Raw genomic sequence first — 26,577 nt, 5'->3', positions numbered from 1 at the left:
GTTCGCATCGACCCCCGCTGGCCAGCTCACCGCGCGGCGCCGACCAGGGGCGGGTTCAGGCGGGCGAAGCCGGCCTGGCGGTGGTACGGGAAGTACGGATACGGCGCGGTGCGGGCGGAGACGGTCTCCAGCCTCGCGAGGTGTTCGGGAGCGAGCGTCCAGCCCACCGCGCCGAGGTTCTGCCGCAGCTGCGCCTCGTCCCGCGCGCCGATGATGACGGAGGAGACCGTCGGCCGGGTGAGCAGCCAGTTGACGGCGATCTGCGGGACGGCTCGCCCGGTCTCCTCGGCGATCTCCAGCAGGACGTCGACGACGTCGAACAGGTGCTCGTCGTCCACCGGCGGGGCGAAGGATGCGGTCTGGTGCAGGCGGCTCGCCGGCGGCAGCGGCTGCCCACGACGGATCCGGCCGGTCAGCCGGCCCCAGCCGAGCGGGCTCCAGACCAGCGCGCCGACGCCCTGGTCGAGCCCCAGGGGCATCAGCTCCCATTCGTAGTCGCGGCCGATCAGCGAGTAGTAGACCTGGTGGGCGACGTGGCGCGGCCAGCCGTGCCGGTCAGCGGCGGCGAGCGACTTCATCAGCTGCCAGCCGGCGAAGTTGGATACCCCCACATAGCGGACCTTCCCGGCGCGCACCAGGTCGTCCAGGGTGGACATCACCTCCTCGACCGGCGTGCCGGCGTCGAAGGCGTGGAGCTGGAACAGGTCGAGGTACTCGGTGCCGAGCCGCCGCAGTGCCGCGTCGCAGGCCGCGAGCAGCCGCGCCCGGGACGAACCGGCGTCGTTCGGCCCGTCGCCGACCGGCAGGCTGGTCTTGGTGGAGAGGATCACCTGGTCGCGACGGCCCCGGATCGCCTCACCCAGCACCTTCTCCGACTCGCCGTCGGAGTAGACGTCGGCGGTGTCGAACATCGTGACACCCGCGTCGAGGCAGATGTCGACCAGGCGGCGGGCCTCGCCGGCATCGGTGTTGCCCCAGGCGCCGAACAGCGGGCCGCGCCCACCGAGGGTGCCGCCGCCGAAACTCAGCGCGGGAACCCGCAGCCCCGACGCACCCAGCCGTCTGTACTCCATCGTCGATCCCTCCACGAGGTGCTCGTCGCGGTCTCGACCCGGCCCGCCCGACGAGCCCGGCCGCCGTGGCACAGCCGCCGTGGCACAGCCAGCGCACAGCGAGCGTGTCACCTGGGACGTCACCCGGCCACAGCACGAGACCCTACTAACGGGCTCAAAGTCCCGTTAAGAACATGGCTACCGTAGCAGAAGACATCCAGTTAACGGAACACCGATTCCCTTAGGCGTAGCGGACGGCTGACGATGCCCCTGCAGGACGACGACCGCGGCAACGACGACCTCGACGACGACAACGACGAACGCGAAGATCACGGTGGCGGCCGCGAGGGAGACGGCACAGCGGCGGGCGAGGTGGACGCGCGTCCGGGCAGCCTCCGCCCCGGTGGCCGCACCGCGCGGGTGCGGACCGCCGTCCTGCGGGCAACCGGCGACTCGCTGGCCGAGCACGGCTTCGCCCACCTCGACCTCGCCGACGTCGCGGCCCGCGCCCAGGTCGGCCGCACCACCGTCTACCGCCGTTGGGGCTCGGCCAGCGGCCTCGTCGCGGACCTGCTCGTCGACATGGCCGAGCACTCCCTGCCCCGCAGCCACACCGGCTCCCTGCTGGGCGATCTGCTCCAGAACGCCAGGCTGGTGCGGCGCACACTCGCCGACCCGCGCCAGGGCCCGCTGTTCCGCGCCGTCATCGCCGCCGCAACCTGCGACGACCACACCGCCCGGGCGCTGCGCCGGTTCTACGAGATCCGCGTCGCCGAATGGGCCGGCTGCGTCGAAGACGCCGTCGAGCGCGGTGAGATACCACCGGGCACCGACGCCCACGAGGTTGTCCGCGCGGTTTCCGCCCCGCTCTACTACCAGCTCCTCACCACCGCGGAACCACCCGACGAACCCGCCGCGGACCGCGCCGCCGAAGCCGCCTTCACCGCCGCCCGGGCCGGCGTCTACCGCCGCAGCACAATCAACCCGTAATCCTCCCGTGCGTGCCTTCCCGACGAGTCGGCCTCGCTTTGTTCGAACAGGCAGGACGTCGACCTGAAAACGGGCAGGGCGTCGACCTGAAACGTTCCACCGATGACAGTTCAGGTGTCGCAGCCGTAGCCGTCACCGTCCCGGTCCAGTCCGAACGGGTCGGGAGGTGTGACACGCAGCGGGCCGCGAATGTAGTTGGGCCCGTCGCCCTCTCCGCCCTCGCAGTCGTAGTCGCCGATGCCNGTTTGTAGGCAGACGTCTGGGTACGCCGGATCGCACCCCGCGCGTGGATCCGACACGGGCGGCTCAGTGGCAGGCGGCACCTCCGGCGACGGCTCGACCACATCTGGAGGCGACGGCTCGGACATCTCCGGCGACGGCTCAGTCGCCTCCGGCGACGGCACGACAGCCTCCGGCGACGGCACGACAGCCACCGGCGACGGCTCGGCCGTCTTCGGAGGAGGCGGCGGAGCCACCTTCGACGGCGGCAGCTGAACGGCCTCCGGTGCCGGCTTTGGTGCCTTCGGAGCCGGCTGGGCAACACTCGAAGGCGGCGGTTGGGCTACCAGCGGAGGCGGCGGGGCCGCTGCCGCCGGAGCCGGCGGCCGGGCCTCCGGCGACGGCCCTGGCGCGGAGAAGGACCACGCCGCCGCCGTACCCGGAAGCGTCTGCGACGCGGACGTCGTCGGGACGGCCACCGCGGACGGGACGGCGGCCGCGGTCGTGCCGACCGGCCTGGGTGCCGTGCCGACCGAGGCGGGTGCCGGGCCGACCGAGGCGGGTGCGGGCGCGGGCGTGTCCGTACTACTGGGATTCGCCGTCGTCGCGAGCAGCGGGCTGGGGTGCCCCGAGGGAGTGGGCCCAGCCGCGACCGTCCTGTCAGCGGCCACCTTCTCCCCCACGTCGTCCGTCGGCATCAGCACGACGCACACGATGAGGGCGAGCACCGCCACGGCAGTCGCGCCCGCGGCTGTCCGGCGATCGCGGATCCGCGCCCAGCCGAGCCGGCCACGGACGAGAGCGACCGAGCCCACGACGATGGCGGCGACCGAGCCGAGCAGCAGGAAAACGAGAAGGACGGTCACCGGCTCGGCCTCACCCTCGCCGTGAGGCCGCCGGCTGGAAGCGGGACGCCGGCCGCGGCAGACCGACACGGCCGGCGGATGTCTTCCGTTCCCCCGCCGCCAGGCTTTGCCGCTCACCAGCGTGTAGGTCATGCATTGTCGCCGACATTCGGCCCCCGTGTTCGTTTCCAATACGAGGCCGACAACGTAACCCTTTCACGGGCACCGGTAGGACAAGCGCCGGTCACGAAATGAGGCGGACCTGAGCACCGGCACATATACTCCGTTCGTCCGGTAATACGCTCCGGCATGTGTGCAACAGCATCCGAATGCTCCGACGACACACACTGTCTCCCGACTCCGGGCCTATGCGCACACCGTGAGGCCGAGCAGTTGGCCGCCCTGCTCCGTGCCCTTCAGGGGTTCTCTCGCCGATCGGTACGGCTGTCCGCGCGGTGGGCCGTGAAGATCTGGTAGGCGGGGCGCAGCATCTCGCGAAGGTCGCCGAACGGTTCCACCACCAGCGGCCCACACAGCNGCAGCAGGATGTCGGAACGCCCCGCCGGGGGGTGGTGAGCGGGCGCGGAGCCCCGGCGGCCGACGGGTGCCGGCGGCGGCTGACCGGCGGGACCACCGGTGGGACCGGCGGGACCGGCCGACGAGCGGCCGGCGGGGGTGGGCGACGTCCAGAAGGCGGACGGGGCGGTCGGCAGCGGTTCCGCGGTTCCGCCGGGCGGGTTGGTCGCCGCCGGTGCCCCTGCCCGGGCCATCAGCCAGGAGTACGTCCGGTTGGCTGTTGTCCCGGCGTCGGAGGTGGATCGTGGGCGGAGGCGGCGGATCTCGGCGAGCAGCGGGTCACGTTCCCGGCCGCGCAGGGCGAGCAGCGCGAACGGGTCGAGGTTGATCGTGTCGGCGAGCTGGTGGCAGGCGGCGACGAGGTGCGCGCAGGGCCGCTGCCAGTCGGTGCATGTGCAATCCATCGCCAGGTCGTCGACACGCTCGGGGAACAGGGGGAGCCCGAGCGCGGCGAAGACCTCCTCGAGGTCCGCGGGCATCGAGCCGGCCAGAAGTGCCGCGGCAAACCGGGCCTGCGCGGCGAGCGCGTCCTCGACACGGCCCCAGTCGGCGTCGCCGAACGTTCGGATGGCGAGCCGGGGCCTGTGCAGGTCGTCACCGCGGTCGCGGACCATCGCGACGACGAGGTTGCCGGATCGCCGCACGCTCAGCACCGCCTNGGTGCGCACCAGGGCCCGGCCGGCGCGCAGCGGCTCGGGCAGGCTCATGCCCTCGATCAGCGCGAGGAACCGCGACGACCACCAGGCCGGTCGGTCCCGGCGGTCCCGGCGGTCCCGGCTGCCTCGGGCGTCCGGGTCAGTCATCGACGGCCTCGGGGGCGAGGGCGACGAGATCCCACAGCTCGTCAGTGGACAGTGACGCCAGCCAGCTCTCCCCGCCGCCGACGACGGTGCGGGCCAGCGCGGCCTTGTCGACGAGGATCCGGTCGATCCGCTCCTCCAGGGTGCCCATGCACAGCAGCGTGCGGACCCACACGTCCCGCCGCTGCCCGATGCGGTGGGCGCGGTCCGTCGCCTGTGCCTCCACCGCCGGGTTCCACCACCGATCGATGTGGATGACGTGGTTCGCCGCGGTCAGGTTGATGCCGTTGCCCCCGGCCTTGAGGGAGAGCAGGAAGACACCGGGGCCGTGCTGGGCCTGGAAGCGTTCAACGAGGGCGTCCCGTTCGGCGGCGCGCAGACCGCCGTGCAGGAACGACACCTCGACCCCGAGCCGGGCGGACAGGTAGGGCTCGAGCATCGCGCCGAAGCGGGCGAACTGGGTGAAGCACAGCGCGCGCTCGCCGTCCGCGACGATTCCGGTGAGCAGCTCCTCCAGCCGGGCGAGCTTGCCGGACCGGCCCGGCAGCGCCGAGGAGTCCCCGAGCAGGTGGGCCGGGTGGTTGCAGACCTGCTTGAGCCTCGTCATCGCGGCGAGCACCACGCCGTTGCGCCGCACGGTGGACGAGGCGTCCCGCAGCCGCTCCATCATGTCGTCGACGACCGCCCGGTACAGCGACGCCTGCTCGGCCGTCAGTGTGCACAGCTGGCGGAGTTCCACCTTGGACGGCAGGTCATGCAGCACCGTCGGGTCGGATTTCACCCGGCGCAGCACGACCGGGCGGATCCGTCGACGCAGCCGGGCGGTCGCGTCCGGGTCGCCGTACCGCTCGATCGGCACCGCGTAGCGGGCGCGGAAGGAGGCGGCCGAGCCGAGCAGCCCCGGGTTGACCGCATGCATGATCGCCCACAGGTCACCGAGCCGGTTCTCCACCGGGGTGCCGGTCAGCGCGATCCGGTGGCGGGCGGNCAGCTGGCGGACGGCGCGGGCCTGGGCGGTCGCGGAATTCTTGATCTGCTGCGCCTCGTCGAGGACGATCCGCTCCCAGCTGACCGCGCGGAACCGGTCGACGTCCCGGGTGAGCCTCGGGTAGGTGGTGAGGACCAGATCATGCCTGGACGAGGCCTCGGCGAGATCCAGGCCGGCCGCTCGCAGGCGGGCCTCGTGGTGGGTGTGGACCGTCAGCCCGGGCGCGACCTGGGCCGCCTCGCGCCGCCAGTTCCCCAGCACCGAGGTCGGGCAGACGACGAGGGTCGGTCCCCGGCGCGCGGCCGCCCGAGTACGCAGCTCCAGCGCCAGGACCTGGATGGTCTTGCCCAGGCCCATGTCGTCGGCGAGGACGGCGCCGACCCCGAGCCGGTCGAGCAGCGCGAGCCAGGCGAGCCCGTCCACCTGGTAGGGGCGTAGCCGCACACCCAGCCCGGCCGGCGGCTCGATGCCGAATCCAGGCCCGGAGCCCTGCTGGCCGGAAGGGCCGGAAGGGCCGGAAGGGCCGGAAGGGCCGGCAGGGCCGGTGAGCAGCGCGCCGAGCCAGCCGTCCGCCACCACCTCGACGTCCGCGCCGGACGCCTCGTCATCGCCGCTCGGGCCGGGGCCGAGACCGGTGTGGGCGAGCGCCTCACCGACGGTCATCCGGCCGCCGGCTGTCTGCCGGGCCAGATCCAGCCCGGCGAGCTGGCCCGGGTCCACCCGGGTCCACCTGCCCCGCACCTTGACGAGCCCGGCCCTGGCCTTCGCGAGCCGTTCGAGCTCGACGCGGCTCAGCTCGACGCCGCCGAGGCTGACCGCCCAGCGGAAGTCGACGATCTGGGCGAGGTCCGTCGTGACGTCACGCAGAATCGGCGCCACCGGGTTCACCGCGCGCACCGTGAGCCGGGACGCCAGCCGCGCCGGCCTCGTCCACCAGGACGGCACGAACACCCCGAAGCCCTCCTGCTCGAGGGCTCCGGCGACGTCCAGGAAGCGCTGCGCCTGTTCGAGGGTCAGTTCCAGGCCCGTTGGACGGGCCGCGCGCAGGGCCCGGTCCAGCTCCGGCCACACGGCGGCGGCCCGTCCGAGCCCACCGAGCAGCGACTCCTCGGCGTCGGTGGTCCACGCGCCGGGCCCGGCGGGCCGACGGCGCCAGATCTGGCTCGCAGGCACCTGGACGCCGGGATCGTCGACCGCCTGCAGCAGGAAGTCGACGCGCCAGGCGTCCTCGTCACCCGGCGCCGGCCGCGACAGCGCCCCCGGCTCACCCAGCCGGAAACACACCCGCAGCGGGGACGCCCACCTGCCACCCGCCCGCCACACCTCGACCTTCGCGGCAAGGTCGCGGGCCGCGGCGTCGGTGGCGGTGAAGTGCGAGGCGCCGTCCGCACCGCCCGCGCCGTCGAGGGCGCGCAGCCAGCCGGCAGTCGCCCTGGCCGATGACGACCGCCGCGAGCCCAAGGCACCCGCCGCGGGGCGGGCCTGCCGAAGCCGCTCACGCACATGGACATCGACCCGATGGTCGAGCGCGGCGCCCAGCGCCTCGACCGGATCGCTTCCCGACGCCCTGCCCGCGGCTGCCCGGTCCGCGGCTGCCCGGTCCGCGGCTGCTTGGGGCGCGTGCGCCTGGGGCGCGGCGGCCCGGAATGCCGGCGGCATGGCCGCGACCAGCTCGTCGAAACGGTCGGCGTCCGGCCCGGTGAGGACAGGTGACCAGCGGGCCAGCGGCCGCGCCCCGGCCCAGCCGACCGCTGGGAGGACCCGGCCGCGGTCGACCAGCTCCGCCGCGAACGCATCGACGGCCAGCAGGAACCGCGCGGATGCCCCGAGCTGGACCCCCTCGCCGATCTCCCACCACGGGCCGGGCCAGGGCGAGACGCCGGGACGGATCGTGTCGACCAACCAGCGGCGGAGGACCGGACTGTGGGCGTCCACAGCTGCCGCCCGCCCGCCCGCCGGCCCGGGCACGGCCTCGCTCAGCGCCATCGCCAGCTCCGGTGACGCCAGCGGCCCGGCGGCCGTGCTCGGCAGCAGCACGGCAACCTGCCCGCCCGTGGCACTCTCGCTGGTAGCGAGCGGAGCCAGCTCCGCGAAGGTCGCCGCGAAGGGATGCGGCGCGGGCGCGAAGGGATGCGGCGCCCGCCCCCGGCGCCGGGTGTGCTCAGCCCACAGCCAGGCCCCGCCGGCAGGCGCGTAGATGCCGTGCACAACCAGCATCAGCGCCCCCACAGACCCCGCGCTCGACCAACTCCACCGGGCACACCGGCGAGCCTACGTACGCATCGGACGACCGGCCGGCACCGACCAGGCAGCACTACCACCCCTCCTGATCGAAAAGGCCGACAGCATCGAGGCTCGGACATCCAACCAGTTCAAGACCGCCAAGATCGGGTGCGACGCCTTCGCCGGCTGCCCTTGCGCCAAGGACGGCCTGACACCGTGGGTGCAGACGTACGGATCAGGCGGCACCGGTTCGACCGGCGGCCACCGCCGCGCNCCGTGGCCAGGACACCGGCCATCTCCAGGCCACGCACCGCGCGCCGGGCGGTGGACACCGACACCTCAGCCCGCGCCGCCAGCGTGGACATCGCCGGGAACGCGCCCGACCAGTCCTCCGCGTGGCGGTAGTAGGCGATCCCGAGCAGGGTGGCCCGCAACATGCGCACCGACACCACCCGCCCACCGACAACCGTCGGGACGAGGCGGATCGTACGAACATGGTGGTAGAGAGCGGAGACAGCGGAACGCTGTGAGATACCTAGAGGTCACGGTTCGGGATCCTGGTGCTACAGGGTTCGGATCGAGGCCCCGTTCCGGTGCTCTAACACCGGGCGGGGCCGCCCCTATCGCCGGGGATGATTCACCGTAGTCCGCGAAACGGACCACACTCGCCGGGCTTCCACCGCGACCACAACGAAGCCACATCCCGCGCCAGCTACAGGCGATGCCCCCGNGAGTACAATTATTTGACGCAGAGCAAACAAAGAAAGGTTCGGCCGAACCAGCGGGGGGCGGCGACCAGAGAATCCGCACGCCCGTTCCCTCGGCTGCCGACTTTTCCACGCCAGCCTCCGGCGCGCATGAGGTTCTCGATCCGACCAGCGGCCCTGGCCGCCGCGCAGTGCCCGCCAGACGGCGGCTGCGGCGTCGAGACGACGCTGGACCAGGCCATCCCCCCGATCCCGCAGCGCCGGGGATGCGCGCTGGTCAGGTTCAGGTGTGCACTCTCGGCCCCGGACCACCACCGGGCCATGCGTAGCTCCGCTCCGCAACCGGCCACACACAGTCCGTCCGTGAGTTCCGGGCCGGTACCGCCGGCGAAGCGGCTGGCCCGCGCCGGCGGAAGACCGGGCCGCCGGCCGGGATCGGCAACCTAACAAAGTACTGGGGAAAAGCGAACAACACTTGTGCCGCAGACCCTGGCGTTACATGATCGGCCGCCTGAAACACCTTCAACTTCGCGTCGTAAGAGGCGGTCATCCCAGCAACAGGCAAGCCGACGGAGGGCGACCTTGGAGCTTGACGTCAGTGGTCTGCAGGTCACCTACGCGGGTGTCATTCGGGCCCTGCGGGAGGTTGATCTACACGTCGGGGCCGGTGAGATAGTCGCCGTCCTCGGCAGCAACGGGGCAGGCAAGACCACGCTGCTCCGCGCCATCACCGGCTCGCTGAAACGTCATCGGGCCAAGGTGGACAAAGGGCGGGTCACATTCGGCGACCGGTCGTTGGTGGGTGTTGACCCGGCCGATGTCGTGAAGCGCGGGGTCGTTCTCGTTCCCGAGGGGCGCCGCGTGTTCGGGCGGCTGTCCGTCGAGGAGAACCTCCGCGCCGGGGCGATATCCGTCCGCAGCCGCACGGCCAGGGCGGAGGCCCGGGAAAAGGTCTACGAGATGTTCCCGCGGCTCGCCGAGCGCAGCGGGCAACGCGCCGCGCTGCTCTCCGGCGGCGAGCAGCAGATGTTGGCCATGGGTCGGGCGCTGATGTCCNGCCCCCGGCTGCTGCTGCTGGACGAACCGTCACTCGGCCTCGCTCCGCAGGTTGTGACGCGGATCGGAGAGGTGCTCAAAGAGATCAACCGCCAGGGCACGTCCGTCATGCTCGTCGAGCAGAACGCCACGATGGCACTGGGTGTCGCCGACAGCGGGTACGTGCTCGAGCTCGGCAAGGTGGCGCTGTCGGGCCCGGCCGCGCAGCTGGCCGCCTCCGACGACATCGCGTCCCTCTATCTCGGTCGAGGGCACGCCGAGAAGGCCGCTGAGCAGGCAGCGGGCGGCGACTCCGGCAGTGGGCCCGGCGACGGGCCCGGCAGCCCACCCGGCGCCCGAGCAGGCGGGTCGGGCGGAACCGGCGGGCGTACCGCTCCGGAGCCGACGCTGAGCCGCTGGAACCCACCCCCGCGGGGCCGTTTCGGGCTCCTCCCCGCCGGGGTCGGAACCGTGACGGGAGGCAGGTAGGCCGTGACGATACCGACCAAGACCGGGCACGACTCCGACTCCGGCGCGGGCTCCGGGCCCGGCTCCGCCCCCGGCACCGGCCCTGACTCCAGCTCTGGCTCGGGCGCCGGTTCCGGGTCAGGCCGGGTTGCGCGGGAGGACGTCGCCGCGCTGGAAGTGGACTCCGTGACCGTGAAGTTCGGCGCGCTCACCGCGTTGTCCGGGGTGTCGCTGCGGGCCGAGCCCGGCACGATACATGCGGTCATCGGGCCGAACGGCGCCGGGAAGTCGACGCTGTTCAACGTCATTTCGGGCGTCTACCGAGCCGCCGCCGGCAGCGTGCGGCTCGGCGATCGGACGCTGACCGGGCTGCGGCCGCACAAGGTCACCGCGCTCGGCGTGGGCCGCGCCTTCCAGAACATGGCGGCCTCGCCCAACGAGTCGGTCGAGGAGAACATCATGCTCGGCCGGCACCTGCTCACCCGGGCCGGTTTCGTCGGCACCGGGCTGAAGCTGCCGTGGGCGGTCCGGGAGGAACGGCTGCACCGGGAGCGGGTGGTGGAGATCGCCGAGTTCGTCGATCTCGGCCATGTTCTCCATCAGCCGCTGGGAATCCTTTCCTACGGCGACCGCAAACGGGTCGAGGTCGCCCNGGCGTTGGCCACCGAACCGCGGGTGCTGCTGCTGGACGAACCGGTCGCCGGAATGAACGCCGCGGAGACCCTGCGGATGTCGGACATCGTGCTCGCCGTGCGCGCCTCACTGGGAATCACGGTGCTGCTGGTGGAACACGACATGTCCATGATCATGTCCGTTGCGGACCGGATCAGTGTGCTGGACTTCGGCCGCCTGATCGCTGACGGAACGCCCGCGCAGATTCAGAACGACCCGGCGGTCATCGCCGCCTACCTCGGCACCGAAACCGATCCGACCTCGGTTCAGACCACGGCTGATGCCACGGCAACTTCAAAGTAGTCGCGACGAACGCCTCGGCCGTGTCGCCGCTCCGACCGGAGAGCCCCCTCTGTGACCACCTTCCTTTCGTTCCTGCTCAACGGCCTTTCCCTCGGGTCGTTGTACGCCCTCATCGCCCTCGGCTTCGTCATCATCTACAAGGCCAGTGAGATCCTGAACTTCGCGCACGGCGCCTTCCTGCTGCTCGGCGCCTACCTCATCGCGCGTCTCCAGCCTTCGGTGGGCTTCGCCGCCGCGGTCGCCATCGGGGTCGTCGCCACGGCCCTGGCCGCGCTGCTCTCCGAACGGGTGCTGTTCTCCCGCGTGCGCAGTGCCCACGTGGCGTCGCTCACGATCATGACCCTTGGCCTGGACGTCCTCATCACCACCGATCTGACCAGGCGGATCGGTTCGAAGGTGCTGCCCCTCGGCCAGCCCTGGGGCGCCGGCGTGATGCACCTGGGCGGCGTCAACATCAGCGAGAACCGCCTGATCGCGATCGGTGTGGCGATCGTCCTCATCGGACTGCTGTTCGCCGCGTTCCGCTTCACCAGCTGGGGCGTCGCCCTGCGGGCGGCGGCCGAGGACGGCGAGGCGGCCGCGCTGATGGGAATCCGGCAGGCCCGGGTCGGCGCGGTGGCATGGATCATCGCGGGTGGCCTCGCCGCGGTGGCCGCCGTGTTCCTGACCGGCAGCCCCACCCCCGGTCTGGAGCCGAACCTCCGCACGATCGCGTTCGCCGCGTTCCCCGCCGCCATCCTCGGCGGTCTCGACTCGACGACCGGAGCCCTGGCCGGGGGCCTGATCATCGGTGTCGCCGAGTCACTGTTCGCCGGCTACAACACCAGCCTGACCTTCCTCGGTGGCGGCTTCAGCGTCGTCGTCCCCTACGTGGTGATGATGCTGGTGCTCGTCGTCCGGCCAGCGGGTCTGTTCGGGACGAAGGAGCTGCATCGTGTCTGACACGACGACGGAGCGCACCGCGGGCGCCCCGCCGAGCGCCGTCCCGGCGGCCCCTCCTCACCGCACGCGGAGCCTCCCCCGCCCGTCCACGGGCAGCCTGCTGTTGGTGGCGCTGGTGGCCGTGCTGGCGATCATGCCGTTCTACCTTGAGGAGTTCTGGCTGCGCACCGGGTTCGCGGTGTTCGGCGCGGCGATCGGCGCGATCGGGCTGAACATCCTGGTCGGCACCACCGGCCAGCTCTCGCTCGGGCACGCGTTCTTCCTCGCCGTCGGTGGCATCAGCTACTGCTGGCTGTCGGGCGAGTCCAACGACGCCGGCGCTCACCCGTATGTCGGGCTCGGGCTTCCACCGCTTCTCGGCATGGTGCTCGCGGTCGGGATCTCCGGTCTGGCCGGGCTGGTCTTCAGCCCGCTCGGCGCCCGCCTGAAAGGCCTCTACCTCGGTATCGCCTCGCTCGGGCTGGTGTTCGTCGGAATCCATGTCTTCAATTCGGTCCACCAGGTCAGCGGCGGTCACAACGGGCGGTCCGTTCCCGAGTTCTCGCTGTTCGGGTTCACCTTCGACNACAGCGACCCCGACCTCTATGTGCTCAACGTCGAGTTCGAGAAGTTCGAGCGGCTCTGGTATCTCGGGCTCGTCCTCGCGGTCGGCTGCTACCTGTTCGCCCGGGCGACGTTGAACGGACGTCCCGGCCGGGCCCTGCGGGCCGTGCGGGACAGCGAGATCGCGGCCTCGGTGAACGGTGTGAACGTCACCGCCTACCGGGCCCGGGCGTTCCTGCTCTCGTCGATGTACGCGGGCCTTTCCGGCGTGTTGTTCGCACTGGCCATCGGCAGTGTGGCCCCCGAGTCGTTCGCAGTGGACATCTCGATCCAGTACCTGGCGATGATCGTGCTGGGCGGGCTCGGCTCGGTGGGCGGTGCCTGTGTCGNGGCGGCGTTCGTCACCGCGCTGCCCTACGTGCTCGGGCAGTACGCCGAGTCGATTCCGGGTCTTTCCGAACCCGGAACCGGTGGGGTGAGCTATTCTGAGGCCGCTCGCTACGCATATGGCGCGGCCGTGATTCTGGTCATCATTTTCTGGCCCGCCGGCCTGGCCGGTATCGCCCACAACCTGCGGCCTGGGCGCAGGAAACGCGCCGTCGCACGGGAACCAACCTGACCACGAGCTCTCCACCCGCTGACCCAGCATGCTGGGCGGATTTTCACGCACGTTTTCGACAGACACCATGAGAACGAGAGGGACCAGGATGCAGGGCACCAGAATCCGGCACCGCGGGCTGCTGCGCCCGGCCGTGGCGCTCGCCGCGGCCGCGGCGCTCGTCGCGACCGCGGCGTGCAGCACGAAGGCCGACGAGAAGGAAACGCCGCCGGCGGACGCCTCCCGGGGAGCGGTCAAGACCGGGGCGGGCATCAAGGGCAACACGATCACGTTAGGCGTACTGACCGACTTCACCGGTCTGAACGCGGCCAGCGGCAAGGACGTCACCGAGGGCCAGCGGATCTACTGGGACCAGGTGAACGCCGACAAGGGCGTCTGCGGCCAGTACCAGGTCGAGCTCGAGATCAAGGACCACGGGTACAACGTCCAGACCGCGGTCTCGCAGTACTCCGAGATCTCCGGCGACGTCCTCGGCTTCGTCCAGGTTCTCGGTTCGCCGATGGCGACGACGCTCATTCCCGAGCTCGAGAAGGACGGCCTCATCGGCATTCCGGTCGCCTNGGCGAAGAACCTCGCGGCCAGCGAGAACTACGCGGTCCCCGGGGCCACCTACGACGTCGAGACCATCAACGGCCTCGACTACCTGCTCGAGAAGGGGCTGATCAAGAAGGGTGACAAGATCGGCCACATCTTCCATGACAGCGAGTACGGCAACAACGCACTCGAAGGCAGCAAGTTCTTCGCCCAGGAGAACGGGCTGACCGTCGTCGAGCAGCGGATCGGCGCGGCCGAGCCGGATATGACCTCCCGGGTCACCGCGCTCGCCGCCGAGAAGGTTTCGGTGATCATCGCCACCACCCAGCCCAGCCAGACGGCCGGCGTCGCCGGAGCGGCGAAGGGAGCCGGGCTCAATGTCCCGGTGCTGGGCAACGCCCCCACCTTCTTCCCGACACTGCTCGACACCCCGGCTCGCGACGCCCTGGTCGAGAACTTCTACCTCGTCGGCCCGAACGTGGGTGTCGGCCGCCCGCCGGCGGCTGAGCTGCTGAAGGCGTACAAGGCGAAGTTCCCGAACGTCGAGCCGTCGAACAGCGTCGTCACCGGCTACGCGTCCTCGAAGATCATGGATCTGATCCTGGAGCGGGCGTGCGCCGACGGCGACCTCACCCCGGCGGGTGTGCTCGCCGCCAAGGCCGCCATCAGCCCGGCCAAGACCGATGGAGTGACCGGCGAGCTGGACTTCTCCAAGCCTGGTGAGTCCCCGTCCCGGCAGAGCTTCCTCGCCCGCCCGAAGCCTGGAGCTCCGGGCAGCACCGAGGGCATCGCGGACAACTACGAGGGGCCGACCGTGGCCGCCTACGTCCGTAGCTGAGAAACGTCTCCGGGGCCGCTCGGCGGGTGAACCGCCCGCCGAGCGGCCCTCCCCGGGGCGACCCGCCCCGAGGCGCTCCACCCCACCGCACCGGATCTGGTGGCCGGGCGCCGGAGCACCTTCGGCTCGCCCCGCAGCCGGGTGCAGATCGCCTGGGCCGTGCTGACGAGGGTGACGTGGCGGTGCCAGCCCGTCCAGGAACGTCCCTCGAAATGGTCGAGGCCGAGGCGGCCGGTGAGCTCGCCGTAGTCCTCCTCGATCCGCCGGCGGGCCCTGGCGAGCCGAACCAGGTCAGGCAGTGGGACGTCCGCCGGCAGGGTGGACAACCAGTACTCGCGGGGCTCGGCCGCGCCGGGCGGCCATTCGGCCAGCAGCCAGCATTCCGGCGGACTCCGGTCGGGCAGGCGGCAACCGCCGCGGCCGGCGACCCGGATCCGCAGGGCGAGGAAGTGCGACCACCTGAGGCCCTCCGGGCCGGCCGCGCTCATCCGCTGCCCGCCACGCAGGGTCAGGTACCGGCCGACGGACCGGCCGGTCGTCATGAGCAGGGACCTGAGATCCCGCGGCGGCTCGTACGAGTACTGACCACCAGCCGAGTACTGACCACCAGCCGAGTACGGCCCAGCGGCGGGGCCGGGTTCCACCGGGTGGGCGAGCAGGGTCGGCGTCACCGCCAGCAGATACGGGACGCCCCGCTCGGTCAGCCCCCGCCGGAACGCGGCGACGTCACCGTAGCCGGTGTCGGCCACGACGGGGCGCACCGGCATCCCCCACCCGCGCAGCTCGTCGAGCATTTCCAGGGCCTGCCGCCAGGTCTCCTGATGACGCTGGTCGTCCGGGATCGCGGCCCGCGCCCGCCGGAGGCGGGCCGCGGCCATCTGATCAGGATCGTCGAGGACGGCGTCATCCCACGACGGCGGCAGGAACAGCCGCCAGTTCAGAGCTGCCGAGGCCCAGTCGGCCGCGGCGTGCACGGACACGCCGATCTGGCAGTTGCCGACCCGGCCCAGGCCCTCGGAGTACATGCGGGCCACCCCCGGCGAGGCCGGACCATCCTTGGCGAAGCCGCTGTCGTCCACGACCAGCGCGACCGGGTCCACGAACCCGGTCGCCCACCCGGTCAACCGCCGCCGGACCTCGCTGTGGTCCCAGGTGGAGCTGGTGATGAACTGCTGCAGGCACTGGTGGTCCACCGCGAGCCGGTCGGCCATCGGCCGCATCGACTTGCGCCTGCCGTCAAGCAGCAGGCCGCGCAGATACAGCTCACCCTTCGCACNCTGGTCACGTCGCCGCAGCCCACCCAGCATCTGCTCGGCGAAGGCCTCGACGACCGGGCGGACCCGTTCCATTTCCTCCGGCCTCACGGCGCCGACCCCAGGTGGCCGTCGGGCACGAGCCGCTGTAAATGGGCCAATTTCTCCTCCTGCCGGCAGCAGGACGGAGCGCCTCCCGCTGACGGAAATCGACGCGCCTAAGGCCAGCCCCCCAGTTCGGCCGCTGAGTTCAGCTCAGTCGTTCGATGACCATCGCCATGCCCTGCCCGCCGCCGACGCACATGGTTTCCAGACCGAACTGCTTGTCGTGGAACCGCAGGGAGTTGATCAGTGTGCTCGTGATCCGGGCACCGGTCATCCCGAAGGGGTGGCCGACCGCGATTGCGCCGCCGTTCACGTTCAGCCTGTCCTCGTCGATGCCGAGTTCCCGGGCGGAGGCGATCACCTGCACCGCGAAAGCCTCGTTGATCTCGACCAGATCGATGTCATCGATGGTGAGGCCGGCCCGGGCCAGCGCCCGCTTCGAGGCTTCGACCGGGCCGAGACCCATGATTTCCGGGGAGAGACCGGTGACGGCGGTGGAGACGATCCGGGCCAGCGGCGTGATACCCAGCTCCCTGGCCCTGGTGTCGGACATGACGACCACCGCGGCGGCACCGTCGTTGAGCGGGCAGCAGTTTCCAGCCGTGACGGTGCCGTCGGGGCGGAACACCGGCTTCAGTGCGGCGACCGCCTCCAGGGTGACGCCCGGGCGCGGCCCGTCGTCCTTGGTGACCAGCGTGTCGTCGGGAAGGGTGACCGGGGTGATGTCACGCGCCCAGAAGCCGTCCGCGATCGCCTTCTCCGCGCGGTTCTGGCTGCGCACGCCGAACGCGTCCTGGTCAGCCCGGGTGACCCCCCGGAGCTGGGCGACGTTCTCGGCGGTCTGCCCCATCGCGATATAGAGGTCGGGCAGCCAGCCCTCGGTGCGCGGGTCGACCCAGGTCTGGCCACCGGAGGCGAACTTCTCGGTACGGGCCTGCGCCTCGGCGAACACCGGGTTCCGGGTGTCGGGCAGGTTGTCGGCGTTGCCCTTGAAGTAGCGGCTCACCGTCTCGACGCCGGCGGAGATGAACGCGTCGCCCTCCCCCGCCTTGATCGCGTGGAACGCCATCCGGGTGCTCTGCAGGCTGGAGGAGCAGTAGCGGTTCACCGTCGTACCGGGCAGATGGTCCAGACCGGCAAGCACCGCGACCGCGCGGCCCAGATTGTTGCCGGCCTCTCCCGCCGGCTGCCCGCAGCCGAGAACCAGGTCGTCGATCTCGGCCGGATCGAGCTCGGGCACCTTCGACAATGCGGCCCGCACCATCTGCACGGTGAGGTCATCCGGCCGCATGGATTTCAGGGAACCCTTTACCGCGCGGCCGATCGGCGAGCGGGCGGTCGAAACGATCACGGCTTCCGGCATCGACATCCGCTCCCTAACTACTAAGCGCTTGCTTAGGTTGGGAACACCCTCCCGCACCGCCGGCCGAGCGTCAACCCAAGGCCGTCAGGTGCCCGACAGCGCCGCGCCCAGCCCCGCCGTGGCATTCATGTACCGATCCCATGTACCGATCCGCGGCGGGACCGTCGGCGGGCGGATCGCTTCAGGCTCCGCGCCGATCGGCGCGAACCCGCTCCTCACAGTGCGCCCGCAGGCCCTGGGCCTCGGTGTCGACGTAGCGGCGGACCAGCCGTCCCATGAGGAGGCCGACCACCGGCGCCAGCGGCCCGGACTGGCGCAGGCTCAGCCGCACGGTGACCTGGTTGCCGGCCGGGGCGGGCGAGATGCGGTGGTCGGCGACCGTGGTCATGCCGGTGGCCCTGCTGATCCAGGAGAAGCCCTCGCCGGCGACCAGGTCGGTAACGGTCCACTCGGCCACCGGCAGCCGGGGCTGCCGGATCCGCGCGACGCTGCCGTCGCGCAGCTCGTCGTCGGCCGTGTCGACGGCGGTCATCGTCGGCGTCCAGGCGGGCCAGCGCCGGACATCCCGCATCACGGCCCAGACCTCGTCGGCCGGGGCGTCGATGGTCACCGAGGTCTCGTAGTACACGGGGTGCCTCCCTGAGAGCAGCGGACGTCGCGCGCGCGGCCGGATGGCCAGCCGCAATCTGTACCAGGTGGTACATGTACCATCTGGTACATGACGTCGCAAGGTCAGCTGTCGGACAGGCCGGCGGAGAAGCCGACGAAGAGCCCGGCGAGGAGCCCGGCGAGAAGCCCGAGCCCGGTCGAGAACCCGCCGGATGGCGAGCTGGGTGGGCCGGGCAGCGCGAGCGGACCGGGCAGCGCCGGCGCGCCGGGCGGCCCACCCGACGGCGCGCGACAGCGCCTGCTGGCGGACGTCATCGCGCACGTCGCCGAGCACGGAGTCGGCGAGGTCAGTCTGCGACAGCTGGCGGCCGCCCTGGGCACCAGCCATCGCATGCTCATCTACCATTTCGGCTCCCGGGACGGCCTCCTCGTCGAGGTCGTGCGGGCGATGGAGGAACGTCAGCGCGCCGCGTTCGCCGAGATGCGGCGCGAACCCGCGGCGTCCGCGGCCGAGCTGGGGCGCCGGATGTGGCGGCAGCTCAGCGAGCCGGAGCTGGCGCCGTTCGAGCGCCTGTTCTTCGAGATCTACGGCCAGGCGCTCCAGGGCCGCGCCTACGCCCAGCCCCTGCTGGACGGCGTCGTCGAGGACTGGCTCGGCCCGATGAGCGATCTACTCGTCCGCGACGGGCACCCGCCCGCGGCCGCGCGGACGCAGGCCCGCCTCGCGCTCGCGGTCACCCGCGGCCTCCTGCTGGACCTGCTGGCCACCGGTGACCGCGACGGCGTCGATCTGGCGATGGAACAGATGCTCGCCGCCTTCGGACACCCCGCCACACCGCCCGACCCGCCGGGCTGACGCCGATGCCCCGCCGACCCCGGCCCGCTGCCGTGACCAGCACCTTCCGCGGCTCCGGTGGACGGAACAACCGTGCCCGCCCCGCATATGGCCAATCCGGCCCGGCGGATCACCGCCGATCAGGGCCGAGCACCACCGTGGCCGCTCCCGGAGATCTGTGCCTGCCGCGCGATCGCCCAGACCCGTTCGGGGTGCAGCGGAAGCTCGTGGATGCGCCCACCGAGGGCTTCGGCGACGGCGTTGCCGATCGCGGCGGGCACGGCGGGCGACCCGGTCTCCCCCACCCCGTGGATGCGGGCGCCGTCCGGGCCGGCCGGGTCTTCGGTCAGCCCGATGGAGAAGGTCTCCGGCAGGTCACGGACCGAGGGGATCCGGTAGTCGAGCAGGCTGTCGTTGAGCAGCGCGCCCGACTCGCCACCCCAGACCATCGCCTCGGACATCGCCTGCCCGACCCCGAACGCCACGTTCCCCTCGCACTGCAGCTCGGCGAAGGTGGGGTGCACGACCCGCCCGGCGTACGACTCGACATGCAGGTCGACGACCCGCACGGCGCCGGTCTCCAGGTCGACCTCGACCTCGGCGGCCGCCGCGGCGTGGTAGAAGTGCGGGGTCACGATGCCCTGGCCGGTCTCGGGGTCGAGGCCGCCGTCGCTGGCGTGCACCTCGGAGACGGTGAGCCNGCCGAGCTTCGTCCGCGCGAGCAGTTCGGCGTAGCTGAGGCCCACACCGAGGTCACAGCGGACCCGGTCGGCGCGTACGTCCACCGTGGCGGGCGGCACGCCCAGCAGCGAACCCGCCTGGCGGGCGAGCTCGCCGCGCAGGCGCGCGCCGGCCCGTTCGACCGCCACGCCCATCATCAACGTCGAGCGGGACGAGCTGGTCGTCTGGTCCCAGGCGGTGACGGCGGAGTCCGGGTAGGTCACGTGCACCCGGTCGAGCGGCACGCCGGTCGCGTCGGCGGCGAGCTGCGCGAGCACCGTCCGGGCGCCCTGGCCGATCTCCACGGTGGAGCAGATGACGGTGAGGTTGGCCTCCTCGTCCAGCTTCAGCGCCACCGTGGACGTCGACGGCGTCACCGTCGTCTTCAGGATGGTCGCGACTCCCTTGCCGCGCACCACGCCGGGCGCGACCACGACCCGCCGGGACGCGGCCGGGCCGGGCTTCCAGCCGATCCGGTCGCAGGCGGTCTCCATCAGCGCGGCGAGGTGGAAGTCCTCGATGCGCTGGCCGGTGGCGAAGGCGTCACCCGGGCGCAGCAGGACGCGGCGGCGCAGCTCGGTCGGGTCGAGCTGGAGATGCTCGGCGATGAGGTCGGTGTGGTTCTCGTACGCCCAGGCCACCTGCGGGATGGCGTACCCGCGGAACCCGCCCGACGGGGTGGTGTTCGTGTACACGGCATAGGAGTCGATCGACACGTTCGGGATGTCGTACGGCCCGGCGGCGCTGTAGCCGCCGTTCTTGATGGTCCGCGGGGAGATGTCGGCGTAGGCGCCGGCGCCCCACAGCACCTCGACGCGGCGGGCGAGCAGGGTGCCGTCGGCGCGGAAGCCGGTGCGGATGCGCACCACCGAGCTGTGCCGGGCCACGGTGGCGAACTCCTCGGCCCGGGTCAGCTCGACCCGCACCGGCCGCCCCCGCACCACCCAGGCGAGCACCGCGACCAGCGGTTCCAGCCGCGGGTAGGTCTTCGCCCCGTAGGCCCCGCCCACGTTGAGCACCCGCACCCGCACCTTGCTCTCGGGCAGCCGCAGGTTCTCGGCGACCTGGCTGCGCACGGTGAACGGCGAGGCGGCCGACGTCCAGACGTCGACCGCGTCGCCGCGCACCGTCGCGATGGTGACGTGCGGTTCCAGCGGCACGTGCTGCTGCTGCGGGGTGCGGAACTCGTGTTCCAGGATGTGGTCGGACGCGGCGAACCCGGCGTCGACGTCACCGCGGCGCAGCCGGAAGTGGTTGCAGACGTTCCCGCCGTCCTCGGTGTGCAGGACGAGGTCGGGGAAGGTCATCACGTCCCGCGTCGGCACGTGGTCGTGCAGGACGGGCGCGTCGGGGGCCATCGCGGCATCCGGGGTGAAGACCGCCGGCAGCACGTCGTAGTCGACGGTGACGGCGGCGGCGGCCTCCCGGGCGGTGTCGACGTCCCGGGCGATGACCGCGGCGACGGGCTCGCCGGCGAAGCGGACCCGGCCGATCGCCAGCACGGGCCGGTCGGGCAGGACGGGGCCGTAGTAGGGGAACGGCCCGTCCGGCAGCGCGGCCCAGCGTCGCAGGTCCTCGCCGGTGACGACCGCGACGACACCCGGCCTCGCCCGCGCGGCGGTAGTGTCGACCGCGCGGATCTCGGCATGCGCGTGCGGGCTGCGCACCAGCACCGCGTGCAGGCAGCCAGCCGGTACCCGGTCGATGACGAACGGGTAGCGCCCGACGGTACGGTCCCGGGCGTCGCCGACGGGCACCCGCCGGCCCACCGCCTTCACCCCGGTCTGCTGGCTCTCCGGGCGACGGGGCGTGGTGCTCGCCTTGGGGGTCATGCGAGCGCCGCCCGCGGCTCGCGGGAATCGCCGGACCGGCCCGCCGAGGCACCCACGGCCGACGCACCCGCGGTTGACACACCCGCGTAGGGGGTGCCGTCGTCGTGGTACCCGCGCATCCGGTCACGGGCGTCGAGCACCGCGTCCATGATCTTGACGTAGCTGCCGCAGCGGCACAGGTTGCCGGCCAGCTCGGCGCGGATCCGCTCCCGTGAGGCGTCCGGCTCCCGGTCGAGCAGCGCCACCGCGGTCAGGATGAACCCGGGGGTGCAGTAGGAGCACTGGAACGCGGTGTGGTCGATGAAGGCCTGCTGCACCGGGTGCAGCTCCCCCGGCCCGGCGAGCCCTTCGACGGTGCGCACCGGACGGCCGCCGACCACGTGCGCGGGCAGCAGGCAGGAGCTCGCCGGCGCGCCGTCGACCAGCACCGTGCACGATCCGCAGGCACCGGCCGTGCAGCCGGGCCGGGCCCCGAACAGGTCGAGCTCGCGGCGCAGCACGTCGAGCAGGGTGTGGTGACCACGCGGGCGGACCTCGACCTCGTCGTCGTTCACGACCAGGCGCACCGGCAGCCGCGGGTCGTCGTGCTCCGTCATCGCGAGATCCTTTCCTGCTTGTCGTCCTGCCTGTCGGGCGCGTTGCGCGTGCGGCGCTCATGGAGGCCGCGGCGGCCGGCCCCGCCCGGCGGGGCCGCCGGCTGGGGCGCACCGACCGTGGCCAGCGCGAACCCGCGATGGGCGCGCAGGGCGGCGAGCACCCGTTCGGGGCGCAGCGGCAGGTCGGTGATGACGACGCCGGTCGCGTCCGCCACCGCGGCGGCGACCGCGGGGGCCACGGGCGGCACGGCGGTCTCCCCCAGCCCGTAGATCTCGTCGTCCGGCCCGCCGAGCAGGTCGACAGTGATCTCGGGGAGGTCGGTCAGCGCGGGCAGCCGGTAGTCGAGGAGACCGCGCTGGGCCTGCCCGCCGTCCGGGTCGAGGCCGAGCTCCTCGCCGAGGGCGGAGCCGAGGCCGAGGATCACCGCCCCCTCGACCTGCATACGCGCCTCGACCGGGTTGACGACCCGGCCCGCCCACACCGCCGCGTGGTAGCGCAGGACGCGGACCTGACCGGTCTCCAGGTCGACGGCGACCTCGGCGGTACCGCTCGCCTGGTGCCAGCGGGACGAGGCGATGCCCTGCCCGGTCTCGTGGTCGAGGCTGCCCTGCGACGCGTACGCACCTTCGCAGCGGAGCTGGCCCGCGCGCAGCACGGTGACCAGTTCGCCGTAGCCGAAGCTCGCCGCCGCCGCGTCATCCCGGCCACCGCCGACCCGTACCCGGCCGCCGCCGGCGCGCGCCTGCTCGACCGGAACCCCGCAGTGGTCGGCGGCGAGCCGGGCCATCAGGTCGAGCAGGTTCGCGCAGGCGTCGCGGACGGCGCCGCCCATCGCGATCGTCGACCGCGACGAGCTGGTCTGCTGGTCGTAGGGGGTGACATCGGTGTCAGGCAGGCTGACGGACACCATCCGCTCGTCGATGCCGAGGGCCTCGGCGGCGAGCCGGGCCAGCGCCAGGTGGGCGCCCTGGCCCATCTCGACGGTGCTGGTCAGCACCTGCACACTGCCGTCCCGGTTCAGCAGGACCGCGGCCTGCGACACCGAGGGGGTGTTGGTGCCCTTGACCGTGAGCGCCACGCCCCGGCCGCGCACGACGGTGTCCCCGAACGGCTCCGGGTCCCCGAACGGCTGCGGGTCCCCGAACGGCTGCGGGTCCCCGAACGGCTCCGGGTCCGCGAACGGCTGCGGCGGCGCGCTGCCCGCGACGTCGGGGAAGGCCCTCTCCGCGACGTCCAGGAGGGTCTCGTAGTGGCAGTCGGTGACGGTCTCGCCGGTGACGTTGCGCCCGCCGTCGCGCAGCGCGTTCACCCGGCGCACGCGGCCCGGATCCAGGCCGAGGCGGCGGGCGATCAGCTCGGTCTGCCCCTCGTAGGCGAACGCGGCCTGCGGTGACGCGTAGCCGCGGAACGCCCCGGCCGGTGGGCGGTTGGTGTACACGGCGTACACGTCGACCCACATGTCGTCGATGTCGTACGGCCCGCCGTACCCGTAGGCACCGTTCTTGATCACCCGCGGGCTGATGTCGGCGTAGGCGCCGGCGTCGAACCAGGCGGTGACGTGGCGGGCGGTGATGCGTCCGTCAGAGCGCACGCCGGTCTCGACCGTGGCGCGGGTGGCGTGCCGGGTGACGGTGGTGAAGGTCTGAGCCCGGTCGAGGCAGACCCGGACGGGGCGGTCCAGCGCCCGGGCGAGGCAGGCGGCCAGCGGCTCGATCTTCGCGTAGCACTTCGCGCCGAAGGCCCCGCCCAGGTACAGGGTGCGCACCGCCACCCGGTCGAGCGGCAGGTCGAGCAGCTCGGCGAGCTGCACCCGCACCTTGTACGGCGTCTGCGTGGCCGACCACACCACCAGCCGCTCGGCGTCGGGTACCGCGATCGCGACGTGGTTCTCCAGCGCCCCGTGGTGCATCGCCGCGGTCGTGAACGTGTCGGTGAAGACGTGGTCGGCGCGCGCGAGCGCGCCCGGGGCGTCACCCTTGCGAATGACGAAGTGGTTGATCAGATTCGTACCGGCCTCGCGGCGCAGCCGGATCTCGGGGAACGCCGCCGACCCGGCCGACTCCCGCGGGTGCAGCACCGCGCCGGACGGCGGCAGGTCGAGTGCGGCCGCCGGGTCCACGACCAGCGGCAGCGGATCGTAGGTGACCGTCACGTGGCGCAGCGCCTCGTCGGCGTCGTCGGGATCCGTGGCGAGCGCGACCGCCACCGGCTCACCGGCGTAGCGCACCCGCTCCACGGCGAGCGGCGGCTGGTCGCGCAGCACCGGGCCGAAGCGCAGCGGACGTCCACCGAGCACCGCCTCCAGCTCCCGGCCGGAGAAGACCGCGGCGACCCCGGGCACGGCGCGCGCCGCCGAGGTGTCCACGGCGAGCCGGGCGTGCGGGACGGTCGCGGTGAGCAGCCGGGCGTGCAGCAGCCCCGGGCCGACATCCGAGAGGTCACCGAGCATGGGCAGCCCGCCGGCGACCTTCGTCCGCGGGTCGTTCACGCCGCACCCGCCTCGTAGGCGGCCAGGATGGCCCGGCGCACATAGACCCGCACCATCTCGACCCGGTAGGAAGCGCTGGCACGCAGGTCGTCGACGCAGCTCACCCGGTCGGCGTAGCCGTCGGCGACGGCCTTCGCCGAGCTGGAGCCGGGGCCCTCGCCGAGCAGCAGGCCGTCGAGGTCCGCGAAGCCCACCGGGGTCGCGGTGGCGCTGCCGAGGGCGAGCCGGGCCCGCACGCACACCCCGGACGGGTCGAAGCCGAGCACCGCCGCCACGCCGAGCGCCGAGGAGTCCTCGGCCGACCGGGTCTTCAGCGTCAGATAGCGGCCCACCGTGCGCGGCGGCGGGACGTCGATCTCCACCGAGGTGAGCAGCTCCCCCGCCGCGATCGCGGTGACGCCCGGCGCCGGGTAGAAGTCGTCGAGGGCCACCGTGCGCCGCCCGTTCGGGCCGTCGAGACGCACCTTCGCCCCGAGCGCCCGCAGCACCGTCGGCGGATCCCACGCGTAGACGGCGCCGGCCAGGACACCGCCGACGGTGGCGACGGAACGCACCCGCACGTTCCCGACCCGGGAGAAGACGTCGGCGAGTACCGGCACGGCCGCGCACAGGTCGGGGTCGGCGGCGACGCGGGCGTGGGTGACCGCGCCGCCCAGCACGATCGTTCCCCGGCCGTCCGCCCAGTTCATCCGCTGGATGGCGGACAGTTCGGGGACGCCGCCGAGGGCGACGAGCCGGGCCGGCCGGCGGCGCGGGTCGGCCAGCGCGAAGGCGAGCTGGGTGCAGCCGGCCGCCGGCACGCTGCCCGGCACCGCCAGCTCGGCGAGCGCCTCGTCGAGGCAGGTCGGATGGACCCAGCGGGTGACAGCCGGCGCGGCGGCCCCGGGCGAAGCGGTGGACGCCGCGGAATCAACGAGCGCACTGACCGTGGTCAACGAACCTCCCCGATACCGTCGCCCGCGTCGGCGCCGATGCCGGCGCAGGCGTCCGCCCAGATGGCGGTCATCCGGCCGCGGTGGCCGGCTTCGAAGGCGCTCCACAGGCCGTCGAGGGCCGCGGGCGGGAGCGGCCGCGGGCTTCCCACCGCCATCGCCGCCAGCCGCACCGAGACCGCCCGGTGCAGCAGCAGGGCCAGCGCGGTGGCCTCGGCGAGATCCGCGCCGACGGTCACCAGCCCGTGCGCCCGCAGCAGCGCGCCGCGGGCGCCGCCGAGGCAGGCGGCGAACGCCGCGGCGCGGGCGGGGTCGGCGACCAGCGCCGGGTCGTCGTACCAGGCGAGGCCGGCGGCGAACGGCACCTCGTCCTGGCTGTACACACCGCCGGCCGGCGGCCCGAGCGTCGTCGCGCTCTGCACCGCCAGCGGATGGGTGTGCACGACGGCCCCGACGTCGGGCCGGCGCGCGTAGATCCCGTGGTGCAGCGCGGTCTCCTCGTGCAGGCGCAGGCCGGGGGTCCGCAGTGCCCCGTCCGGGCCGATCTCGGCGACCTCGGCCGCGGTGACCCGCGCCAGCGAGGGGCCGACCGCCTTGACGAACACGCCTCCGTCAGCCGAGCGGGCGCTGACGTGGCCGAAGCAGAAGTGGTCCTGCCCGTCCGCGGCCAGCACCCGGCACGCGGTCGCGACCCCCGCGGTCCTTCCGACGTTCAGGATTCCGCCCGGCGCCACCGTCCCGTTCCGGGGCGGCGCGCTGCCCGGCACGCTCATGCCGCGCCCCGGGCTCGGTCGGTGCGCGCCGGCGCCAGCGTGTCGAGGACCCCGGCCAGCCCCTCCACGTCGCCGTATTTGGCGTCCAGGTCGAACAGGCTGACCTCGTGCACCAGCGGCGCCCGGTCGCCGACCGCCTCCCGCACGATGATCGGGCGGAACCCGAGCCCGCAGCCGTCCACCACCGTGGCCCGCACACAGCCGCTGGTCGTGCAGCCGGCCACCAGGATGGTGTCGACGCCGGCGCGGCGCAGCCGGGCGGCCAGGTCGGTGCCGAGGAAGGCGGAAGCGTGCTTCTTGACCACCCGGGCCTCCTCGGGCCGGCGGTCCAGCCGGGCGTCGAGCCGGGTCCACTCGCCGCCCTCGACCAGCAGCCGCTGAGCGCTGATCTTGAGCGGCCAGACCCCTGCGTCGCTGAGGTCCGGGGCGTAGGCGACTTCCGCCCAGTACACCGGCACCCCCGCCCGCCGGGCCGCCGCGACCAGCTCCCCGGTCGCTTCGACGACCGGGGTGAGGTCACCGCCCAGCGGTGACGCCGGGTCGGTGAAGCCGCGGATCAGGTCCACCACGACGACCGCCGGCCGCTGGCCCCAGCCGATCCGGCCGACCATGCCGGACGCCGCGAACCGCGCGCGCAGCGTCTCGAGCTCGGCGAGCGCCGCACTGTCCGGCGACACGCCGGCCCCGCCTGACGGGACGGCCGGGCCTGCCGGGAC

General features: G+C 72.8%; 16 protein-coding genes and 10 pseudogenes. 12 read left to right on the top strand and 14 right to left on the bottom strand.

Features of this window, described 5'->3' with window-relative positions; translation table 11 throughout:
- Positions 1 to 26: 26 nt before the first annotated feature.
- The gene (locus UG55_RS00305) at positions 27 to 1,073 is read right to left on the bottom strand and encodes an aldo/keto reductase (protein ID WP_066061311.1); all 1,047 of its coding nucleotides are present in this window, start codon (positions 1,071 to 1,073) and stop codon (positions 27 to 29) included.
- Between the two features lie 243 nt (positions 1,074 to 1,316).
- On the opposite strand from UG55_RS00305, the gene UG55_RS00300 reads away from it, so the two are divergent.
- Positions 1,317 to 2,042: a TetR/AcrR family transcriptional regulator gene (locus tag UG55_RS00300; RefSeq protein ID WP_083986236.1), complete on the top strand. Its 726-nt coding sequence runs from the start codon at positions 1,317 to 1,319 to the stop codon at positions 2,040 to 2,042.
- 2,435 nt (positions 2,043 to 4,477) lie between these two features.
- Here the strand turns inward: UG55_RS00300 and UG55_RS30695 are convergent.
- The 3 genes and pseudogenes from UG55_RS30695 to UG55_RS46475 all read right to left on the bottom strand — a co-directional run.
- Positions 4,478 to 5,469, bottom strand: a pseudogene (locus UG55_RS30695) (DEAD/DEAH box helicase); the annotation flags it as partial.
- 1 nt (position 5,470) lies between these two features.
- Positions 5,471 to 7,687, bottom strand: a 2,217-nt coding sequence (locus UG55_RS00285) for an SNF2-related protein (protein ID WP_242423506.1), incomplete at its 3' end; no start/stop codon positions are given.
- A 280-nt stretch (positions 7,688 to 7,967) separates the two neighbouring features.
- Positions 7,968 to 8,130, bottom strand: a 163-nt coding sequence (locus tag UG55_RS46475; RefSeq protein WP_206779336.1) for a helix-turn-helix domain-containing protein, incomplete at its 3' end; no start/stop codon positions are given.
- A gap of 852 nt (positions 8,131 to 8,982) precedes the next feature.
- Between UG55_RS46475 and UG55_RS30690 the strand changes: the two are divergent.
- From UG55_RS30690 to UG55_RS46460, 10 genes and pseudogenes are all read left to right on the top strand, one after another.
- Positions 8,983 to 9,456, top strand: a pseudogene (locus UG55_RS30690) (ABC transporter ATP-binding protein); the annotation flags it as partial.
- 1 nt (position 9,457) lies between these two features.
- Positions 9,458 to 9,924 (top strand): annotated as a pseudogene (locus UG55_RS46470) (ABC transporter ATP-binding protein); the annotation flags it as partial.
- Between the two features lie 3 nt (positions 9,925 to 9,927).
- A pseudogene (locus tag UG55_RS30685) lies at positions 9,928 to 10,555 on the top strand (ABC transporter ATP-binding protein); the annotation flags it as partial.
- 1 nt (position 10,556) lies between these two features.
- Positions 10,557 to 10,878: pseudogene (locus UG55_RS45040) on the top strand (ABC transporter ATP-binding protein); the annotation flags it as partial.
- Between the two features lie 51 nt (positions 10,879 to 10,929).
- The gene (locus UG55_RS00265) at positions 10,930 to 11,820 is read left to right on the top strand and encodes a branched-chain amino acid ABC transporter permease (RefSeq protein WP_066060988.1); all 891 of its coding nucleotides are present in this window, start codon (positions 10,930 to 10,932) and stop codon (positions 11,818 to 11,820) included.
- Positions 11,821 to 11,953: 133 nt separating this feature from the next.
- Positions 11,954 to 12,385: pseudogene (locus UG55_RS30680) on the top strand (branched-chain amino acid ABC transporter permease); the annotation flags it as partial.
- A 1-nt stretch (position 12,386) separates the two neighbouring features.
- Positions 12,387 to 12,752 (top strand): annotated as a pseudogene (locus UG55_RS30675) (branched-chain amino acid ABC transporter permease); the annotation flags it as partial.
- Between the two features lies 1 nt (position 12,753).
- Positions 12,754 to 12,982 (top strand): annotated as a pseudogene (locus UG55_RS30670) (branched-chain amino acid ABC transporter permease); the annotation flags it as partial.
- A gap of 28 nt (positions 12,983 to 13,010) precedes the next feature.
- Positions 13,011 to 13,542 (top strand): annotated as a pseudogene (locus UG55_RS46465) (ABC transporter substrate-binding protein); the annotation flags it as partial.
- Between the two features lies 1 nt (position 13,543).
- A partial coding sequence (locus UG55_RS46460; RefSeq protein ID WP_396230763.1) for an ABC transporter substrate-binding protein occupies positions 13,544 to 14,354 on the top strand: 811 nt, incomplete at its 5' end.
- Here the strand turns inward: UG55_RS46460 and UG55_RS00250 are convergent.
- The 3 genes from UG55_RS00250 to UG55_RS00240 form a co-directional block, all read right to left on the bottom strand.
- Complete coding sequence (locus UG55_RS00250; protein ID WP_242423533.1) at positions 14,339 to 15,601, bottom strand: IS701 family transposase; 1,263 nt, start codon at positions 15,599 to 15,601, stop codon at positions 14,339 to 14,341. The two genes, UG55_RS46460 and UG55_RS00250, sit on opposite strands and share 16 nt — an antisense overlap.
- Positions 15,602 to 15,857: 256 nt before the next feature.
- Positions 15,858 to 17,075 (bottom strand): acetyl-CoA C-acetyltransferase, encoded by a 1,218-nt coding sequence (locus tag UG55_RS00245; protein WP_066061300.1) that lies wholly within the window; start codon positions 17,073 to 17,075, stop codon positions 15,858 to 15,860.
- 181 nt (positions 17,076 to 17,256) lie between these two features.
- Entirely contained in the window at positions 17,257 to 17,703 is a 447-nt protein-coding gene (locus tag UG55_RS00240; protein WP_066060979.1) for an SRPBCC family protein, read from the bottom strand.
- Positions 17,704 to 17,982: 279 nt separating this feature from the next.
- Between UG55_RS00240 and UG55_RS00235 the strand changes: the two genes are divergently transcribed.
- The gene (locus tag UG55_RS00235; RefSeq protein ID WP_066061298.1) at positions 17,983 to 18,540 is read left to right on the top strand and encodes a TetR/AcrR family transcriptional regulator; all 558 of its coding nucleotides are present in this window, start codon (positions 17,983 to 17,985) and stop codon (positions 18,538 to 18,540) included.
- Positions 18,541 to 18,659: 119 nt separating this feature from the next.
- On the opposite strand, the pseudogene UG55_RS30665 reads toward UG55_RS00235, so the two are convergent.
- The 7 genes and pseudogenes from UG55_RS30665 to UG55_RS00205 all read right to left on the bottom strand — a co-directional run.
- Positions 18,660 to 19,219 (bottom strand): annotated as a pseudogene (locus tag UG55_RS30665) (molybdopterin cofactor-binding domain-containing protein); the annotation flags it as partial.
- Position 19,220: 1 nt separating this feature from the next.
- On the bottom strand, positions 19,221 to 21,071 hold a 1,851-nt coding region (locus UG55_RS00230; RefSeq protein ID WP_242423505.1), incomplete at its 3' end, for a xanthine dehydrogenase family protein molybdopterin-binding subunit.
- Positions 21,068 to 21,667 (bottom strand): (2Fe-2S)-binding protein, encoded by a 600-nt coding sequence (locus UG55_RS00225; RefSeq protein ID WP_066060971.1) that lies wholly within the window; start codon positions 21,665 to 21,667, stop codon positions 21,068 to 21,070. The genes UG55_RS00225 and UG55_RS00230, both read right to left, overlap by 4 nt.
- Positions 21,664 to 24,156 (bottom strand): xanthine dehydrogenase family protein molybdopterin-binding subunit, encoded by a 2,493-nt coding sequence (locus UG55_RS00220; protein ID WP_083986233.1) that lies wholly within the window; start codon positions 24,154 to 24,156, stop codon positions 21,664 to 21,666. The genes UG55_RS00225 and UG55_RS00220 overlap by 4 nt, the downstream gene beginning before the upstream one ends.
- Positions 24,153 to 25,091, bottom strand: coding sequence for a xanthine dehydrogenase family protein subunit M (locus tag UG55_RS00215; RefSeq protein WP_066060968.1), 939 nt, complete (start codon positions 25,089 to 25,091; stop codon positions 24,153 to 24,155). Before UG55_RS00215 ends, UG55_RS00220 begins: the two co-directional genes overlap by 4 nt.
- Positions 25,088 to 25,861 (bottom strand): class II aldolase/adducin family protein, encoded by a 774-nt coding sequence (locus tag UG55_RS00210; protein ID WP_083986232.1) that lies wholly within the window; start codon positions 25,859 to 25,861, stop codon positions 25,088 to 25,090. The genes UG55_RS00215 and UG55_RS00210 overlap by 4 nt, the downstream gene beginning before the upstream one ends.
- Positions 25,858 to 26,472, bottom strand: a complete 615-nt coding sequence (locus UG55_RS00205) for an isochorismatase family protein (protein WP_128422797.1) — start codon at positions 26,470 to 26,472, stop codon at positions 25,858 to 25,860. Before UG55_RS00205 ends, UG55_RS00210 begins: the two co-directional genes overlap by 4 nt.
- Between the last annotated feature and the right edge of the window lie 105 nt (positions 26,473 to 26,577).

It is taken from the genome of Frankia sp. EI5c, assembly GCF_001636565.1.
Classification (GTDB): Bacteria; Actinomycetota; Actinomycetes; order Frankiales; family Frankiaceae; genus Parafrankia.
Note: the sequence above shows the minus strand (reverse complement) of the source record. Positions and strands in the feature narration are given on the sequence as shown.